Origin of the sequence: Nocardioides panaciterrulae, from assembly GCF_013409645.1 — a bacterium.
GTDB classification, from domain to species: domain Bacteria; phylum Actinomycetota; class Actinomycetes; order Propionibacteriales; family Nocardioidaceae; genus Nocardioides; species Nocardioides panaciterrulae.
Genome location: NZ_JACCBG010000001.1, coordinates 4,229,250 through 4,243,191, shown reverse-complemented (window position 1 = coordinate 4,243,191; position 13,942 = coordinate 4,229,250). Strand labels below are relative to the sequence as shown.

The following is a 13,942-nucleotide window of genomic DNA, read 5'->3' as shown; positions in this document are numbered from 1 at the left end:
CCGACGAGCAGGACGTGCACACCCGGTGGTACCGCGTCATGACGAGCTACCGACGTTCCCGGAACCGGGCGAAGGTGAAGCGCCTGACGCGCCGTCGCGAACGGATGCAGGCGCGGCGCGAGATGCGATCCGAGGAGACCTGGTGAGCGGCGCGGGTCAGCCGCGCCACGCGCGCGCCGAGATCCGGGCATTCGCTAAGTGGCTGCGGACCAACGGCTGGGTGTACGAGTCGGTCGACTCCTCCGGGCACACGATCTGGTCGCACCCGAAGGCCTCCGGTCAGTACAAGCTGCCGGAGACCCCGACCCACTTCAGCGTGCAGGCCGCCCGCCGCGACGTCGCCCGCCTCCTGGGGCAGAGGGTGCCCGGGAAGCGGAAGGGCAAGGGGAAGCCGAAGCCCGAGCGCCGCGACTTCGCCCTCCAGCAGGCCCAGCGGCAGGCCGCGGTCCGCGAGCGAGAACGCGCCAGCAGTGAAGAGTCACGAGCCAGCGAGCGGCCGGTCCCATCGGGGCCGGCCGCTTCTGTTCGGCGCCCGGCGCGGCGCTTGCCGTGGGAGGACGGGGACGAGGACTACGACCGCGGGATCGAGCGGCTCATGCGCGAGATCCCGGGCGGCCGGAAGTGACCGCCGTCGGCATCGGCCCGCTCGACGAACCGGACCTGCTGATGCTGCTCGCCGACACGGTCACCCCGCTCGGGCACGTGCGCATGGACGACTTCCGCGCCGCGTGCCGCACAGACGCCGAGGCGCACGACGGCTGGGTCCACCCGTCCCGGGTCTCCGCGCTGCTCCACGCCCGGTTCGGGGAGATCAACCCGCAGAGCTTCTCGGCGAAGTGGGCGCCCGCCTGCGGCCCGGACGGGTTCCTCGACAAGACCAGCCGCCTCGACCCCATCAACGCCGAGCACTCGCGGGGCAACGGCAACAAGAAGGTCCCGCTCCGCCGCTGGCGCGGGTGGGCAGACACGGAAGGAAACGAATGACCGACACCAGCGCGGACGACGACCAGGTCGTCCGCCCCTTCGCGGACTGGCTTCGCGAGCAGGCCGGGGGCAAGTCGCACGACGAGCTCTCCGAGGCCCTCTTCGACCTGGTGCAGCGCGTGCGCGACACCGGCAAGAAGGGGTCCGTGCAGTACACGATCTCGGTCGGCCCGATGAAGGGCGACAAGGACGTCCTCGTCATCGACGACCAGATCAAGCTGAAGCTCCCCGAGCACGACCGCAAGGCGAGCCTCTTCTACACCGACAAGACCGGCAACCTCACCCGCAACGACCCGAACCAGCTCGCGTTCGAGTCGCTCCGCGAGGTCGGGGACGGGCAGGTCGTCGACACCCAGACCGACGAGCTCAAGGAGATCCAGGCGTGACCACCGACAACAGCAACGCCCAGGCCGTCATCGACGCGGCCACCCGCGCCACCCAGCCCGCCGAGCTCGTTGGCAGGTTCTTCACCGTCGTCTCCCCGGACGGCACGGTCAGGCTCATCGACCTGGAGGCCGAACGCGAGAAGGCGGAGTACGCCCACAAGCCGCGTCGGAAGACCGGCGAGTACCGGGTGCACGACGCCGAGAGCTTCGTCGCCTACCTCGCCAAGCACGCCGACGCCGACACCGAGGTGTGGGCCGACGCGGTCGCCGCGAAGATCACCGGCGTCCTCGACGCGAACACCACGGTCGACGGCCCTCGCCACGAGGAGCACCGCGTCATCTACGGCGTGCTGCTCACCGAGGCGTGGAAGACCTGGGCCAAGTACGACGGACACCTCCCCGACCAGCAGGTGTTCGCCGAGCTGATCGAGGAGCGCGCCACCGACGTCGTCACTCCCTCCGGGGCCGACATGCTGGAGATCGCGCAGACCTTCAAGGCCACGATCGGCGTCAACGTCGAGTCGTCCAAGCGGCTCTCCGACGGGCAGCGGCAGTTCGAGTACCGCGAGACCGTCGACGCGAAGGCAGGCAAGGCCGGCCGGATGGAGATCCCCGAGACGTTCGTCCTCGGCCTCCGCCCGTTCGAGGGCGCCGACGCTTTCAAGGTCACCGCGCGGCTCCGGTACCGGCTCGCCGACGGTGCGCTGCGGATCGGCTACAAGCTCGACCGGCCCGAGGACGTCCTCCGCGAGGCGTTCCTGTCCGTCGTCCAGAAGGTCGAGACCGGCATCACCGAGCTCGAGCTCATCAACTCCCCGGTCTTCCTCGGCTCCCGCTGAGGACCATCAGCTCCACCCCATAGAGCGCGGTGCCGGCTACCTAGCCGGAGCACCGCCACCCCCGGCGAAGGCCGGTCACCGCATCCCCCAGCGGTGGCCGGCCTTCGCGTTTCCCAGCCTCCCGAATGCGAGGAACCGATGAACACCACTGGCCTAGGAGCCGAGCACCCCGAGGAGCCGACCGACATGGCCGCGCGCGTGATCGACGCGCACGGCGTCGAGTGGGCCATGAGCGGCCGCGGCTGCTGGTTCGCGAGCCGCGGCCAGATCGACTGCTGCACGTGGGCCGAGCTCACCGCGCGCGGACCCCTGGAGGTGCGGTCGTGACCGACTTCCTGATCGCCCTGTGGCACCTCCTCCCGATCGCCGCCGTCGCGGCGCTCCTCCTGGCCGCCGCTGCCCTGGGGTCGGCATGAGTGCCGCGACCGGGGCGACCACGGTCGCGGCGACCGCCCCGCTGCAGTGCCAGGTCGAGGCCGGCCGGTTCTCCTCGACCGTGGTCGACGCCGAAACGGTCAGGGCCAGCACGATCAGGCTCGCCCTCCGCGAGCTCCGCGCCGGGCATGGCCGGGGCGCGGCGCTCGAGGTGATGTACGCGGGGCTGAAGGACCAGTGCCCACTAACCTTCCGCGCCCCAGCCACACCCGGTGGTGTCGCGTGAGCGGGAAGACATCGACCCGTCGGCCGCGCATCACGGGCTTCTGCAACCCAAGCAACCCGGCCGACTCTCACGCACGGTGCACCGGCGACTACCTACGTGGCCCGGCGTTCGACCCGGCCGTGTGCGAGTGCGACTGCCACCGCGCGCCGGAGCGCGACGTACAGCCCACGCTCACGGACGACGTTTCCGCAGGTCAGGAGCGTCGTACAGGCGAGACGCGGCTGGGCGTCTACGAGGACCTCGACGAGCTCGTCTACCACGCAGACCCGACCTCGGTCTCCGCCTCAGGGATGAAGCAGATCCTCAAGTCGCCGGCCCACTTCCTGCACTCCCGCACCCACCCGCAGACCTCGGCCGCGCTCGACCTCGGGACGGTCGCGCACTCGATGGTCCTCGGTACCGGGCCCGGGTTCGTGGCCGTCGAGGGGAACCGGAACCGCAACGACGTCAAGGCCGCGATCGCCGAAGCCGAAGCCGAGGGCAAGGTCGTCCTCAAGCCCGAGCAGCTGGCCGCCGCGGAACGGATGGCGGACGCCGTCTTCACGCACCCGAAGGCGTCGCGGCTGCTCACCAGCCCCGGCCGGTCCGAGTTGTCGATGTTCTGGCGCGACCCGGCTTACGACGTCATCCGGCGCTGCAGGTGGGACCGGCTCGGCGACGACGGGATTGGGGTCGACCTCAAGACGTCCCGCACGTCGGACCCGGCCGCCCTGCCGAAGCACATCGTCGAGTACGGCTACGACCTATCCGCGGCCTGGTATCTCGACGTGGCCGCCGGGCTCGGCGTCGACATCGCCGCCTACGCCCTCGTGTTCGTCGAGTCCACAGAGCCGCACCCCGTCGTCGTCGCCGAGCTCTCGGGCGACTTCCTCGAGCGCGGTGCCGCGCTCGCCGGCAAGGCACTGGCCACCTACCGCCGGTGCCTCGACACCGGCACGTGGCCGGCGTACTGCGACGACGACTTCCTGACCATCCACCCGCCCCGCTGGGCGGACACCGCCGAGTTCATCGCCAACACCATCCCCGAAGGGACAGCAGCATGACCGAGATCCAGCAGTACCAGCAGCCGACCGACCTCCTGCCCGGCAGCACCGAGACCCGCGTCGCCGGTTCGGCCCTCATCCGCGAGGCCGCAGCCGTCATGGCCGACGCGCGCGCCCTGGCCGAAGTCATCTGCCGCACCTCGATGGTCCCCGACCACTTCAAGGGCAAGACGGACGAGACCGCGGCCGCCATCCTCTACGGCTCCTCCCTCGGCCTCGACCCCATGCAGGCCGTCAAGGCCGTCTACGTCGTGCACGGCAACGCCGCGCTGTACGGCCGCTCCATGGACGCTCTGGTGAAGGCCGCGGGCCACCAGACCTGGACCATCGAGGCAGGCCCCGAGAAGGTCGTCATGGGCGGCCGCCGACGCGGCAGCAACACGGTCGAGACCGCCGAGTGGACCATCGAGCGGGCCACCAAGGCCGGATACGTCCCCGTCATCGACGAGAGCACCGGCAAGTACGCCGTGAACAAGAACGGCAAGATGCTCGGCAACGAGAAGTACCTCACCGACCCCGAGACGATGCTCCGGGCCAAGGCGACCGCCGAGATCTGCCGAACGATCGCCCCCGACGTGCTCAACGGCGTCTACTCCGTCGAAGAGCGCGAGATGGAGTACATCGACGCCGAGGTCGTCACGGTCAGGCGGCCCAGCGCGCCGAGCAAGGGCCTCGCGGCTGCACTCGAGCAGCCCAAGGACGACCCGGCGCCGACCCAGATCACGAAGGCGCAGATCTCCACGATGGGCCAGCTGATGAAGCAGGCCGGCGTGGACGGCAAGGACATGGCCCTCGCCTACGTCGCGGACGTCATCGGCCGGCAGGTCGAGCGCCGCGAGGACCTCTCCAGCGACGAGGCCCAGGCAGTGAACGACGCCCTGGCCGCCGAGGTCGCCGAGCAGCAGAAGGTGGAGAGCTGATGGCGCACCACACGCTCAAGACCTGGCCGAACTTCTTCGAGGCGGTCTGGCGCGGGGACAAGACGTTCGAGGTCCGCATCGACGACCGCGGCTACCAGAAGGGCGACACGGTCACGCTCTCCGAGTGGGACCGCAAGGACCCCTGCGACTGCTCCGGGAGCGACCACGGCGACCGCTGTGCGAAGTTCTCGGGCCGCACGGTCACCGCCCGCGTCGGCCACGTCATGGCATCCACCCCGCCCCGGGGCAGCCAGCGTGGCTTCGTCGGCAACGGCTACGTCGTGTTCTCGCTGTGCGACCCAGAGAGGCACGACGGCCGGGCCCGCGCCGACTCGTCCGGACAGTCGCGGGTCAACGTCCTCATCGACACGACCGACGCGAGCGAGGCGTCACGGATCATGGCCGCCGCCAATCGAGCGGCAGCCGCCGCGAAGGCAAATCTGGAGGGCCGATCGTGACGCGCCAACGCTCGCGGACCAGCTACCACGGTTCGGGGCTCGCGTCGTCGTCGATGGAGAACGAGTGCCACCGGTGCGGGCGGGACATCGAGGACTGGCGGCAGGCCACCAAGGTCAAGGACCGCTGGATCCACAAGACCTGCGCGGGAGGTGCAGACGATGAGTAGCGCCGTGACGCTCACCGGTCAGGAGCTCCGAGAGCTCTACGGCCCGATCGGCAACGAGGACGCCTACCCCGAACTCCCGGGAGTGGTTGGCGAGATCATCGACCGGCGCCTCGCCGGCGCCCCCGACGCTCTCGACCGCGTGAAGGACCTCCTCTACGACTGGGGCCAGGACTTCGCCGAGGACGAGGACGTGCGGATGCTCGACGTGCTCGAGGACATGTGGTCCGCGATCGCCGGGATGCCTGAGGGCACGAAGGTCGACGCCCTGCCCAGCCGTGCGCCGGTTGTCTGCCCGCACCTGCGCGAGGAGCAGCCGGCGTTCGCCGCCACCTGGGACTCCCTCTGGGAGGAGCTGACCCGGCTGCGCGCGGCTCGCGACCGGATCCGCGGGGTCTGTGACCTCGCTCAGCAGATCGCCAGCAGCGTCGCTGGGCCCCCGATCCTCGCCGTCGACGACGTCCGCACTGCGCTCGGAGGCGGCTCGTGAGCGACCGATTCGAGATCGTGCACACCGACGCCGGATGGCACGCCAGGTTCCGCGCCGCCAACGGTCGGGTCGTCTGGACGACCGAGAGCTACTCGCGGCGACGGACGGCCGCATCCGCGATCACCACGTTCGGCAAGGGTCCGCTCCACAGGACCGTCGTGCCCGGCGTCTACGTCAACGGTGAGTGGGTCGAGGTCCGTGACGTCGACGAGCGGACGGAGGCCACCCGGTGACCGCCCAGCAGATCGCCGTCGTCTCGATCATCCTCGCCGCCCCGGTGGCCCACGTGATCGCCGACGTGCTCGCAGTCCGATGGCTCGAGCGGTGGGAGCGCCGGTTCACCGAGGTCACCGACACCCGGGAGGCCACCGATGCCTGAGGCTCTCAAGCCCGTGAGGGCGCAGCTCACGGGGGACGAGTACATGGCACTGCTGCAGGAGCGCCAGGCAGCTTACGTCGCCGAGCACCCGCCGGCCAAGCCGTGGCTGGTTCCGCTCCTGGAGTGGTTCATTCGGGCCGGCGACGAGCTCCTGTTCACGCCACCCAAGGAGACCTCGCAACCGAAGCGGAGGACCAAGCCGCCGAGGACGTACCGGAGCGCCGCGTCGCTGCGCGACGAGCGCGCCAGGCTGATCGCCCAGCGCGCCCCTCTGCTCGAGCCGATCTCGCCCGACCGTGCCGCGTCCGGAGGCGTCGCGCTCGGCCCGAAGCGCACCGCGCGGATGCAGCGACGCGAGGACTCCCGACTGCAGAAGTACGTCGCCCTCACGCGCCGCATTGACTCCCTGACCAACCGCATCGAACGAGCAGAGATCCGCGAACGGAAGGCCAGCGGCGGCGGTGGTGGATCGTGAGCGCCCCGAGGAAGTTCGAGGCCCGCTACCCGGGCCGGTGCCCGGCCTGTCACGAGCCGATCGACGTCGGCGACGACCCGGTCATGGAGGACCACCGGGCCGTGCACTTCGAGTGCGCCGGCGACCAACCCCGCCCGCAGCTGGTGCCGCGCGAGATCTGCCCCCGCTGCTTCACCGAGAAGTCCGTCAGCGGCGCCTGCGCCTGCGACGACGCCTGAACCTCCCTCCCGCCGCCCGAGGCCATAGCCAGCGGCGGGAGGGACCCAACCCGAAAGGACGCACCCACATGGTGCACCGCCGGATACTCGCGATCGACCCGGGCAACATCGAGTCCGCCTGGGTCGTGCTCGACGCCGACACACGGCGCCCGCTCGCGTTCGCCAAGGAGCGCAACGAGCATCTGCTCGACATCATCTCCGGCACCGACGACGGGCCGCCTGCGGACCACTACGCGATCGAGATGGTCGCGAGCTACGGCATGCCGGTCGGCGCCGAGGTGTTCGAGACCTGCGTCTGGATCGGCCGCTTCCAGCAGACCATCGACCACTGGAGCCCGTCCGCGCCCTGCGACCTGGTGAAGCGGCAGCCCGTGAGGCTCCACCACTGCCACTCGACGAAGGCGAAGGACTCCAACGTCACCCAGGCGCTCGTCGACCGCTTCGCACCCGGCCAGCCCAACAAGGGCAAGGGCACCAAGGCCGAGCCCGGCTGGTTCCACGGCTTCCGAGCCGACGTCTGGCAGGCCTACGCCCTCGGCGTCTACATCGCCGACACCACCTCCGAGGAGACCACTCGACCATGAGTCACCAACCCACCACCCAGCAGCCCCCGGCGGCGCCCGAGACCCAGGTCTCAGGGCGCCGTTCTGTTTCTCCGGGCGACGTCGTCCTCCGCGCCATCCGCACTCACGCGGACTACGAGGTCGCCGACATCGACACGGACGGCCCGGACCGCTGCACCTGCGGAGCCGGGCTGGAGTGGTCGCGCTACGCGTCGATCGACGAGGTTCACCAGGAGCACCAGGCCGACGCCATCCTCGCGGCGCTGCTGCGGGAGGTGCTCGCGTGAGCCTCACCGTCACGGACCTGTTCTGTGGCGGCGGCGGGTCCTCGACCGGCGCCATCCAGGTTCCCGGCGTCGAGATCCGCATGGCCGCCAACCACTGGGACCTCGCCGTCGAGGTCCACAACCAGAACCACCCGACCGCCGACCACGCCGCGGTCGACCTCCACGAGGAGGACCCCCGCTACTTCCCCCGCACCGACATCCTGTGGGCCTCCCCGGAGTGCACGAAGTGGTCCCAGGCGTCCGGCGGCAAGTACGCGTCCGTGTCGGTCGAGGCGGACCTGCTGAGCCTCCTCGACCCCGAGCTCGTCGACGAGGACCCCGAGACCGCCATCGTGCAGCGGTCCCGGCTGCTGATGTTCGACGTCCTCCGGTTCGCCGAGCACCACCGGTACGCCGCCATGGTCGTCGAGAACGTCGTCGACATCGCCACGAACCCGAAGTACGCCGAGGCGTGGGCGCTGTGGAAGAAGGGCCTGCGGAACCTCGGCTACGACTTTCGGGTCGTGTCGCTCAACTCGATGCACGCCCAGGCCCACGGCGACCCGGCCCCGCAGTCCCGGGACCGCCTCTACATCGTGTGCTGGCTCCGTGGGAACCGGGCGCCGGACGTCGACGAGGTGATGCGCCCGCTCGCCTGGTGTCCGACCTGTCAGGGCGTGGTCGAGTCGCAGCAGGTGTGGAAGAACGGCCGGACCGTCGGGAAGTACCGCGCCCAGTACGTCTACCTCCACGGCGCCTGCGGGACCACCGTGGAGCCCGGCTACCTCCCGGCCGCCGCCGCCATCGACTGGTCGATGCGCGGTACCCGGATCGGGGACCGCACGAAGCCGCTGGCCGAGAAGACCCGCCGCCGCATCGCGGCCGGGATCGCGAAGTACTGGGCCCCGTTCCACATGGAGCAGGGCGGCAACCAGTACGACGCGGCCGACCCGAAGCACGCATCGTTCGGTGACCCGAACGGCTACTACCGGGCGTGGTCGACGCACGACGTGCTCCGGACGCTCCACACGATGGAGACGAAGGCCCTCGTGGTGCCGCTCGAGGGCCGCGCCGGCGACCGGTGCTCCAGCACCGACCAGACGCTGCGCACGCAGACGAGCCGCCACCTCGACGCCCTCGTCATGCGGAACAACGGAGAGAAGGGCGGCCACCCAGCCAGGCACACGACTCCGGCTTCGGAGTACCTGCGCACGCTGACCGCGAACGGGCCGATCCCGTCCCTCATCGAGCCGCCGTTCATCGCCGAGCTCCGCGGCGGCGGATCCACCGCCCGGCCGGTCTCCGAGCCCGCCTCGACCTTCACGGCGTCCGGTAACCACCACGGCCTCGTCGTGCCTGCCGGGGGGACGTGGAACGACGACGCGCGCCCGACCGACGAGGTACACCGCACGATGACCACCCGCGAGACATCGGCGCTCGTCATGCCCTACTACGGCTCCGCCCAGTCCTCGCAGCCCACCGACAAGCCGATCGGCACCCTGACCACCGTCGACCGGTACGCCCTGATCCAGCGGCACAACTCCAGCAAGGGCGACGGCGCCGAGATGGTCACCCCAGCCAGCGAGGTCATGCGGACGCTCACCACGAGCGGCCACCAGTCGATGCTGACGCCCGGCGACATCGCGGCGGCCGAGGCGCAGGTCGACGACTGCCTGTTCCGGATGCTCGAACCCCACGAGGTGGCCGCCGGCATGGCGTTCCCCGCCGACTACATCTGGGGCGGCACCCGCCGGCAGCGCGTGAAGCTCTGCGGCAACGCCGTCACCCCGCCCGCCGCACGCGACCTCATCGCCGCCGTGGCCAAGTCCCTCGGGGGTGCAGTGTGAGCCGCCTCGACGACCTCCTCCAGCTGCGCCGCCAGCTCGACCAGGAGATCGAGCGGGAGAAGGCCGCCGAGGCCCGGGTGCGGCGCCTCGCGGTCCAGGCCGCAGCCACCATGACCCGCGGCAACTGGTCCACCCGCGTCTTCTACGCCGCCTGCGAGCACTTCGGCGTCACGCCCGACCACGTCCTCGCCGGCCACCGCGACAAGACCAGCACGAACGCCCGCCACGTCGCCATGTGGCTCATGCGCGACGCCGGCCGCTCGTACCCCGAGATCGGCAGCCAGTTCGACATGGACCACACCACCGCCCTCAACGGCGTCCGCCGCGTCGAGGGCGACCCGCAGCTCCTCGGCGCCGCCACCCAGATCCGGACCGACCTCACAGGGGAGAACGCAGCGTGAGTCCCGAGGACCGCAGGTACCTCGACGGCCTCCGCGACGACCTCTGTGCGCGCTGGGGCTTCACCTGGCGCGACGTCGAGCGGGCAGAGCAGCGGCGACGGCTAGCCGATCTGACGGCCTTCGTCGACGCGACTTGGGCGAAGTTCGCGGCGAGCTTGGCGTCGTTCCGCGAGGCGTTCGCCGCACCCACCACCACCCCCCGAGACACCCACGAGGAGACCCGATGAACTGCAAGTGCAACGACGGACGCCACGACATGAGGACCGCACTCTGGCACCGCGCCTACTGCAACTGGTTCGACCACGACCGGGCCGGCCACAACGTCCGCGCCGCCGTGTGGGGTTGGCTGGCTGACCGGCTCGTGAGGTTCGTCCGATGAGCTCCGACCAGCGACTCACCTGCACGACCTGCCGAGCGAGCGACGTCGACGCCGAACACGTCGATCGGTGCGCAGCCCGGGCCAAGGCCCGAGCCGACGCCATCGCTCACGGCCGCGGCGACACTGGCATCCACGCCACCAAGACCGCCGACCTGTGGGCCCATATCCACACCCGCACAGGTGACCCGGAGGTGGCCCGCGACATCACCAAGCAGGTGATCGACCTCGGGTGGCGGCCAGTCGTCGGCCATCACGACCTCTGGACCGCGCCGAGTGGACGCGGGGACGAGACCGACCGCGCCATCCGCGCGCTGACCACCGACCCGCGTGCGACCGCCCGCGAGACCACCGAGCCTGAGGAGGGCGAGCGATGACCGTGTACGTGGACGACATGCGACGGCCGGCGCGGCTGACCGGACGGCCCGCGAAGTGGTCGCACCTGATGGCCGACACGTCCGACGAACTGGAGGCGTTCGCGGCGGAACTGGGGTTGAGACCGTCGTGGCTCCAGCACGAGGGCACGCACCGCGAGCACTACGACGTGACCGAGAGTCTCCGCGTCGAAGCGATCCGGCTCGGGGCCGTGCCGATGTCCTACCCGCGCGGGACGGGGGCACTGCTGGCCCGCAAGCGCGCCACCTCGCCCACCTCGCCCACCGTGGCGACCGAGGGCGACGGGGACAGCGATGTCTGAGGATCGTTGCGCCTGCGGGTCGCTCACGCTGAGTACCACCGTCAGCGAGCGGCACGACCGGGGCCTGCATGGCGCGGACGGGTGTGTCGGCGTCCTGCCGTGGCTCCGCCCCGCTCCCGACTCCACGCCAACGGAGCGCCTTGAGGAGGCCGTGGAAGCGGTGCTCACCGCAGACAGCCGGCGCACCGACCCCATCCCCATTGATCTCGCAGACGCCCTCGACCAGTTGCGCCGCTGCCGCTACGGCGCGCGGCGGCTCCTACCTGCCAACGCCGACCCGCGTGCGACCGCCCGCGAGACCACCGAGCCTGAGGAGGGCGGACATGTCTGAGCAGCAGAGGCCCGAGAAAGACGTGCCTGACGACGTGCGGGATTGCGGCCACGAACGCTGCCAGTGGGACGACGAAGCGTGGGCATCGTGCGTCATGGCGAGCGCCCGGTCGGGCGTCCCGGTGCCGCCCTCGCCGCCGAAGCGTGTCGGACGCCCTCGCATCATTCCGCCCGGAGTGCCCACCTCATCCACCGTGGCGACCGAGGGCGACGGGGGTGAGGGTCGTGGGTGAGGCTGTCGTGCACGGCATTGACCGGCGCACGCAGGAGCACCTCTGCGGAGCCCTGGCCGGGCTCGGGACCGATGCCCTGGCGCCCGGCATGAAGATCACGTGCCCGGCGTGCGTCGAGCTCCTTGGGGCGTACCGATGAGCGAGGACTTCCGCGAGTCGCTGCGGCGCCTGCTCGCGTTCAACTCCCGCGACTGGGCGCAGGACCGCGCGGACGCCTGGCTCTGGGGGGTCGTGCTCGGATGGGACGCCGACGAGAACGAGGTCGGCGAGGAGTCCGCAATGGACGAGGTCGCAGCTCGCCACGGCTGGGACGCTTCCGAGGTCGCCCGTCTGCGACGCTTGCACGCACAGTTCGCTGCCCCCGACTCCACGCCCACGGAGCGCGAGGCCGGGGACGTGGGGGAGGTCGCGGCGGTGCTGGCGGCGCACGTGACGCGCGTCGGCCCCATCAGCGGCGCATGGCATTGCCCGTGCGGTGCCACGAGCAGCAACGGGGACATTCGCGAGGGCAACCTGACGTCCCGCGCAGAACGAACCACTGAGTTCATCACCCATGTTGCCGAATCACTCGCACCCCTGATCGCTGAGCGTGAGCGGGCTGCTGGTGCGCGGGCGCTGCGGGAGGCGGCGGACGCATGGGAAACCGACGTCACCGACCCGACTCCGCGCACGGGGGCACATGCCGACTGCTGGCTCCGCGAGCGGGCCGACACCTACGCCGAGGGAGGCGAGCACTGTGGCTGAGCACCAGGTGTGGGAGCAGCGCATCCCCGGCACCGACGTCCCCACCACGAGGCTCCACATCGACATCGACGACCAGGGCCGCGCCCGCGTGCACGAGGCCGTGCTCGCCCAGCTGCTGCTCGACGCCGGATGGGAGCGCGCCCAGTGAGCGCCCCCAAGCGGATCCAGCGCCAACGCACCGCCGGGTGGCGCATGCCAGTCGACACGGTCTACGTCGGCCGCCCCACGCCGTGGGGGAGCCCGTTCCCCATCGCCTCCAAGGGCGGCGAGCTGTTCCCGCGTGAGGACTCGGTCCGCATGTACCGCGAGCTCGTCACCACCGGCGAGACCACCTTCACCGACGCCGGGGGAGTAGCCCACCGCTTCACCCGGACCGAACGCTCCGGCCCGCTCCACGTCCCCACCATCGACACCATCCGGCGCATCCTCGCCGGCCGCGACCTCGCCTGCTGGTGCCCCCTCACAGACACCGACGGCCAGCCCGTCCCATGCCACGCCGACGTGCTCCTCGAGCTGGCGAACTCGAGCGAGCACGGGTGACGACGACGTTCACCAACGTCCACCAGGGCCGCTACTACGGCTACAGCTACAGCGGACCGAAGTGGCGGTGCGCCGTCTGCGGCCGAACGGGCTACGGCGACCCGGCCACCGCCGGCCGCCACCACTGGTCGGAAGCGTGCAAGCGCGGCCACTCGCCCTGCGAGTGGTGCGGCCGGCTACTCACCCTCCGGCTCGATGGCACCCCACGGGTGCACGCCCGCTGCCCAGAACGGCCAGAGGACGTCGAACTTCTCCGCCTGCTCGCCGCCGAAGTCCGCACCGACACCCGGGCCGCCGTGCGCGGGCCCACCACCGACACCGCCGCCGCTCTCCTCGAGCGCCTCACCACCGACCTCCCAGGAGGAGACACCTGATGAGCCAGACCATCACCATCGCCACCCCGGCCGGGCTGGAGTGCTCGCACTGATGGCGCGCATCCGATCGATCAAGCCCGAGGCGCCCAAGTCGCTCACGCTCGCCTCGTGGCCCCGCGAGGTCCGCCTCGCCTGGCACTACCTCTCGATGTACCTCGACGACTCCGGCCGCGGCGTCGACGACCCCCGCCTCGTCCTGGCCGAGTGCTTCCCGCTCGACCGCGACGTCACCGAGAAGAAGATGACCGGCTGGCTCGACCTCATGGCGTCCCCGCCCAAGCTCAAGCCCAACGACGACCCCGCGCTGTGCCGCTACGTCGTCGCCGGCGTCCGTTACATGCACACGCCCAAGTTCCGAGCCCACCAGAAGATCAACCGGCCGACGAAGAGCAAGCTCCCGCCGTGCCCGATCCATGAGCCGGACGGGCTGTGGTGATGACCGACTCACCCCAGACGCGCACCGGACTCACTGTCGGACTCACTGACTCGCGCACGGAGGACTCACTGAGCACTCACCCCCGGAACAAGGGAACAAGGGAACAAGGGAGTGAGGG

29 protein-coding genes are annotated in these 13,942 nt (G+C 70.8%); all 29 read left to right on the top strand.

Annotated elements, in window-relative coordinates:
• Positions 1-142: 142 nt before the first annotated feature.
• Entirely contained in the window at positions 143-625 is a 483-nt protein-coding gene (locus BJZ21_RS20370) for a hypothetical protein (protein WP_179661899.1), read from the top strand.
• On the top strand, positions 622-984 hold the full coding sequence (locus BJZ21_RS20365) for a hypothetical protein (RefSeq protein ID WP_179661898.1): 363 nt from the start codon (positions 622-624) through the stop codon (positions 982-984). The genes BJZ21_RS20370 and BJZ21_RS20365 overlap by 4 nt, the downstream gene beginning before the upstream one ends.
• Complete coding sequence (locus BJZ21_RS20360; protein ID WP_179661897.1) at positions 981-1,370, top strand: hypothetical protein; 390 nt, start codon at positions 981-983, stop codon at positions 1,368-1,370. The genes BJZ21_RS20365 and BJZ21_RS20360 overlap by 4 nt, the downstream gene beginning before the upstream one ends.
• Positions 1,367-2,209, top strand: coding sequence for a DUF2303 family protein (locus BJZ21_RS20355; protein ID WP_179661896.1), 843 nt, complete (start codon positions 1,367-1,369; stop codon positions 2,207-2,209). The genes BJZ21_RS20360 and BJZ21_RS20355 overlap by 4 nt, the downstream gene beginning before the upstream one ends.
• A gap of 138 nt (positions 2,210-2,347) precedes the next feature.
• A complete protein-coding gene (locus BJZ21_RS20350) occupies positions 2,348-2,536 on the top strand; it encodes a hypothetical protein (RefSeq protein WP_179661895.1) in 189 nt (62 codons plus the stop codon).
• Between the two features lie 85 nt (positions 2,537-2,621).
• Positions 2,622-2,870 carry a hypothetical protein gene (locus BJZ21_RS20345; protein WP_179661894.1) on the top strand — a complete coding sequence of 83 codons (249 nt, stop codon included), beginning with the start codon at positions 2,622-2,624 and terminating at the stop codon, positions 2,868-2,870.
• Between the two features lie 119 nt (positions 2,871-2,989).
• Positions 2,990-3,913, top strand: coding sequence for a PD-(D/E)XK nuclease-like domain-containing protein (locus BJZ21_RS20340; RefSeq protein ID WP_179661893.1), 924 nt, complete (start codon positions 2,990-2,992; stop codon positions 3,911-3,913).
• Positions 3,910-4,833 carry a hypothetical protein gene (locus BJZ21_RS20335; RefSeq protein WP_179661892.1) on the top strand — a complete coding sequence of 308 codons (924 nt, stop codon included), beginning with the start codon at positions 3,910-3,912 and terminating at the stop codon, positions 4,831-4,833. Before BJZ21_RS20340 ends, BJZ21_RS20335 begins: the two co-directional genes overlap by 4 nt.
• The gene (locus tag BJZ21_RS20330) at positions 4,833-5,291 is read left to right on the top strand and encodes a DUF3850 domain-containing protein (protein ID WP_179661891.1); all 459 of its coding nucleotides are present in this window, start codon (positions 4,833-4,835) and stop codon (positions 5,289-5,291) included. The genes BJZ21_RS20335 and BJZ21_RS20330 overlap by 1 nt, the downstream gene beginning before the upstream one ends.
• The gene (locus BJZ21_RS20325; protein ID WP_179661890.1) at positions 5,288-5,458 is read left to right on the top strand and encodes a hypothetical protein; all 171 of its coding nucleotides are present in this window, start codon (positions 5,288-5,290) and stop codon (positions 5,456-5,458) included. The genes BJZ21_RS20330 and BJZ21_RS20325 overlap by 4 nt, the downstream gene beginning before the upstream one ends.
• Entirely contained in the window at positions 5,451-5,945 is a 495-nt protein-coding gene (locus tag BJZ21_RS20320) for a hypothetical protein (protein WP_179661889.1), read from the top strand. Before BJZ21_RS20325 ends, BJZ21_RS20320 begins: the two co-directional genes overlap by 8 nt.
• Positions 5,942-6,178 carry a DUF1508 domain-containing protein gene (locus tag BJZ21_RS20315; protein ID WP_179661888.1) on the top strand — a complete coding sequence of 79 codons (237 nt, stop codon included), beginning with the start codon at positions 5,942-5,944 and terminating at the stop codon, positions 6,176-6,178. The genes BJZ21_RS20320 and BJZ21_RS20315 overlap by 4 nt, the downstream gene beginning before the upstream one ends.
• Entirely contained in the window at positions 6,175-6,324 is a 150-nt protein-coding gene (locus BJZ21_RS20310) for a hypothetical protein (RefSeq protein WP_179661887.1), read from the top strand. The genes BJZ21_RS20315 and BJZ21_RS20310 overlap by 4 nt, the downstream gene beginning before the upstream one ends.
• Positions 6,325-6,337: 13 nt before the next feature.
• Positions 6,338-6,799 carry a hypothetical protein gene (locus tag BJZ21_RS20305; RefSeq protein WP_218851190.1) on the top strand — a complete coding sequence of 154 codons (462 nt, stop codon included), beginning with the start codon at positions 6,338-6,340 and terminating at the stop codon, positions 6,797-6,799.
• The gene (locus BJZ21_RS20300; protein WP_179661885.1) at positions 6,796-7,017 is read left to right on the top strand and encodes a hypothetical protein; all 222 of its coding nucleotides are present in this window, start codon (positions 6,796-6,798) and stop codon (positions 7,015-7,017) included. The genes BJZ21_RS20305 and BJZ21_RS20300 overlap by 4 nt, the downstream gene beginning before the upstream one ends.
• A 68-nt stretch (positions 7,018-7,085) precedes the next feature.
• Positions 7,086-7,601 (top strand): hypothetical protein, encoded by a 516-nt coding sequence (locus BJZ21_RS20295; protein ID WP_179661884.1) that lies wholly within the window; start codon positions 7,086-7,088, stop codon positions 7,599-7,601.
• Positions 7,598-7,867 (top strand): hypothetical protein, encoded by a 270-nt coding sequence (locus BJZ21_RS20290; protein WP_179661883.1) that lies wholly within the window; start codon positions 7,598-7,600, stop codon positions 7,865-7,867. The genes BJZ21_RS20295 and BJZ21_RS20290 overlap by 4 nt, the downstream gene beginning before the upstream one ends.
• Complete coding sequence (locus BJZ21_RS20285) at positions 7,864-9,693, top strand: DNA cytosine methyltransferase (protein WP_179661882.1); 1,830 nt, start codon at positions 7,864-7,866, stop codon at positions 9,691-9,693. The genes BJZ21_RS20290 and BJZ21_RS20285 overlap by 4 nt, the downstream gene beginning before the upstream one ends.
• A complete protein-coding gene (locus tag BJZ21_RS21275; RefSeq protein WP_179661881.1) occupies positions 9,690-10,094 on the top strand; it encodes a helix-turn-helix domain-containing protein in 405 nt (134 codons plus the stop codon). Before BJZ21_RS20285 ends, BJZ21_RS21275 begins: the two co-directional genes overlap by 4 nt.
• Positions 10,091-10,321 (top strand): hypothetical protein, encoded by a 231-nt coding sequence (locus BJZ21_RS20275; protein WP_179661880.1) that lies wholly within the window; start codon positions 10,091-10,093, stop codon positions 10,319-10,321. Before BJZ21_RS21275 ends, BJZ21_RS20275 begins: the two co-directional genes overlap by 4 nt.
• A 29-nt stretch (positions 10,322-10,350) precedes the next feature.
• Positions 10,351-10,473 (top strand): hypothetical protein, encoded by a 123-nt coding sequence (locus BJZ21_RS21605; protein WP_281380807.1) that lies wholly within the window; start codon positions 10,351-10,353, stop codon positions 10,471-10,473.
• Complete coding sequence (locus BJZ21_RS20265; RefSeq protein WP_179661878.1) at positions 10,470-10,847, top strand: hypothetical protein; 378 nt, start codon at positions 10,470-10,472, stop codon at positions 10,845-10,847. Before BJZ21_RS21605 ends, BJZ21_RS20265 begins: the two co-directional genes overlap by 4 nt.
• The gene (locus BJZ21_RS20260; RefSeq protein ID WP_179665410.1) at positions 10,844-11,167 is read left to right on the top strand and encodes a DUF4031 domain-containing protein; all 324 of its coding nucleotides are present in this window, start codon (positions 10,844-10,846) and stop codon (positions 11,165-11,167) included. Before BJZ21_RS20265 ends, BJZ21_RS20260 begins: the two co-directional genes overlap by 4 nt.
• Positions 11,160-11,498 carry a hypothetical protein gene (locus BJZ21_RS20255; RefSeq protein ID WP_179665409.1) on the top strand — a complete coding sequence of 113 codons (339 nt, stop codon included), beginning with the start codon at positions 11,160-11,162 and terminating at the stop codon, positions 11,496-11,498. Before BJZ21_RS20260 ends, BJZ21_RS20255 begins: the two co-directional genes overlap by 8 nt.
• Positions 11,499-11,865: 367 nt before the next feature.
• Complete coding sequence (locus BJZ21_RS20250; RefSeq protein WP_179661876.1) at positions 11,866-12,474, top strand: hypothetical protein; 609 nt, start codon at positions 11,866-11,868, stop codon at positions 12,472-12,474.
• A complete protein-coding gene (locus tag BJZ21_RS20245; protein ID WP_179665408.1) occupies positions 12,467-12,622 on the top strand; it encodes a hypothetical protein in 156 nt (51 codons plus the stop codon). The genes BJZ21_RS20250 and BJZ21_RS20245 overlap by 8 nt, the downstream gene beginning before the upstream one ends.
• Positions 12,604-13,014, top strand: a complete 411-nt coding sequence (locus tag BJZ21_RS20240; protein WP_179665407.1) for a DUF4326 domain-containing protein — start codon at positions 12,604-12,606, stop codon at positions 13,012-13,014. The genes BJZ21_RS20245 and BJZ21_RS20240 overlap by 19 nt, the downstream gene beginning before the upstream one ends.
• Positions 13,011-13,388: a hypothetical protein gene (locus tag BJZ21_RS20235; protein ID WP_179665406.1), complete on the top strand. Its 378-nt coding sequence runs from the start codon at positions 13,011-13,013 to the stop codon at positions 13,386-13,388. Before BJZ21_RS20240 ends, BJZ21_RS20235 begins: the two co-directional genes overlap by 4 nt.
• Before the next feature lie 52 nt (positions 13,389-13,440).
• Positions 13,441-13,824, top strand: a complete 384-nt coding sequence (locus BJZ21_RS20230; RefSeq protein WP_179665405.1) for a hypothetical protein — start codon at positions 13,441-13,443, stop codon at positions 13,822-13,824.
• Positions 13,825-13,942 lie beyond the last annotated feature (118 nt).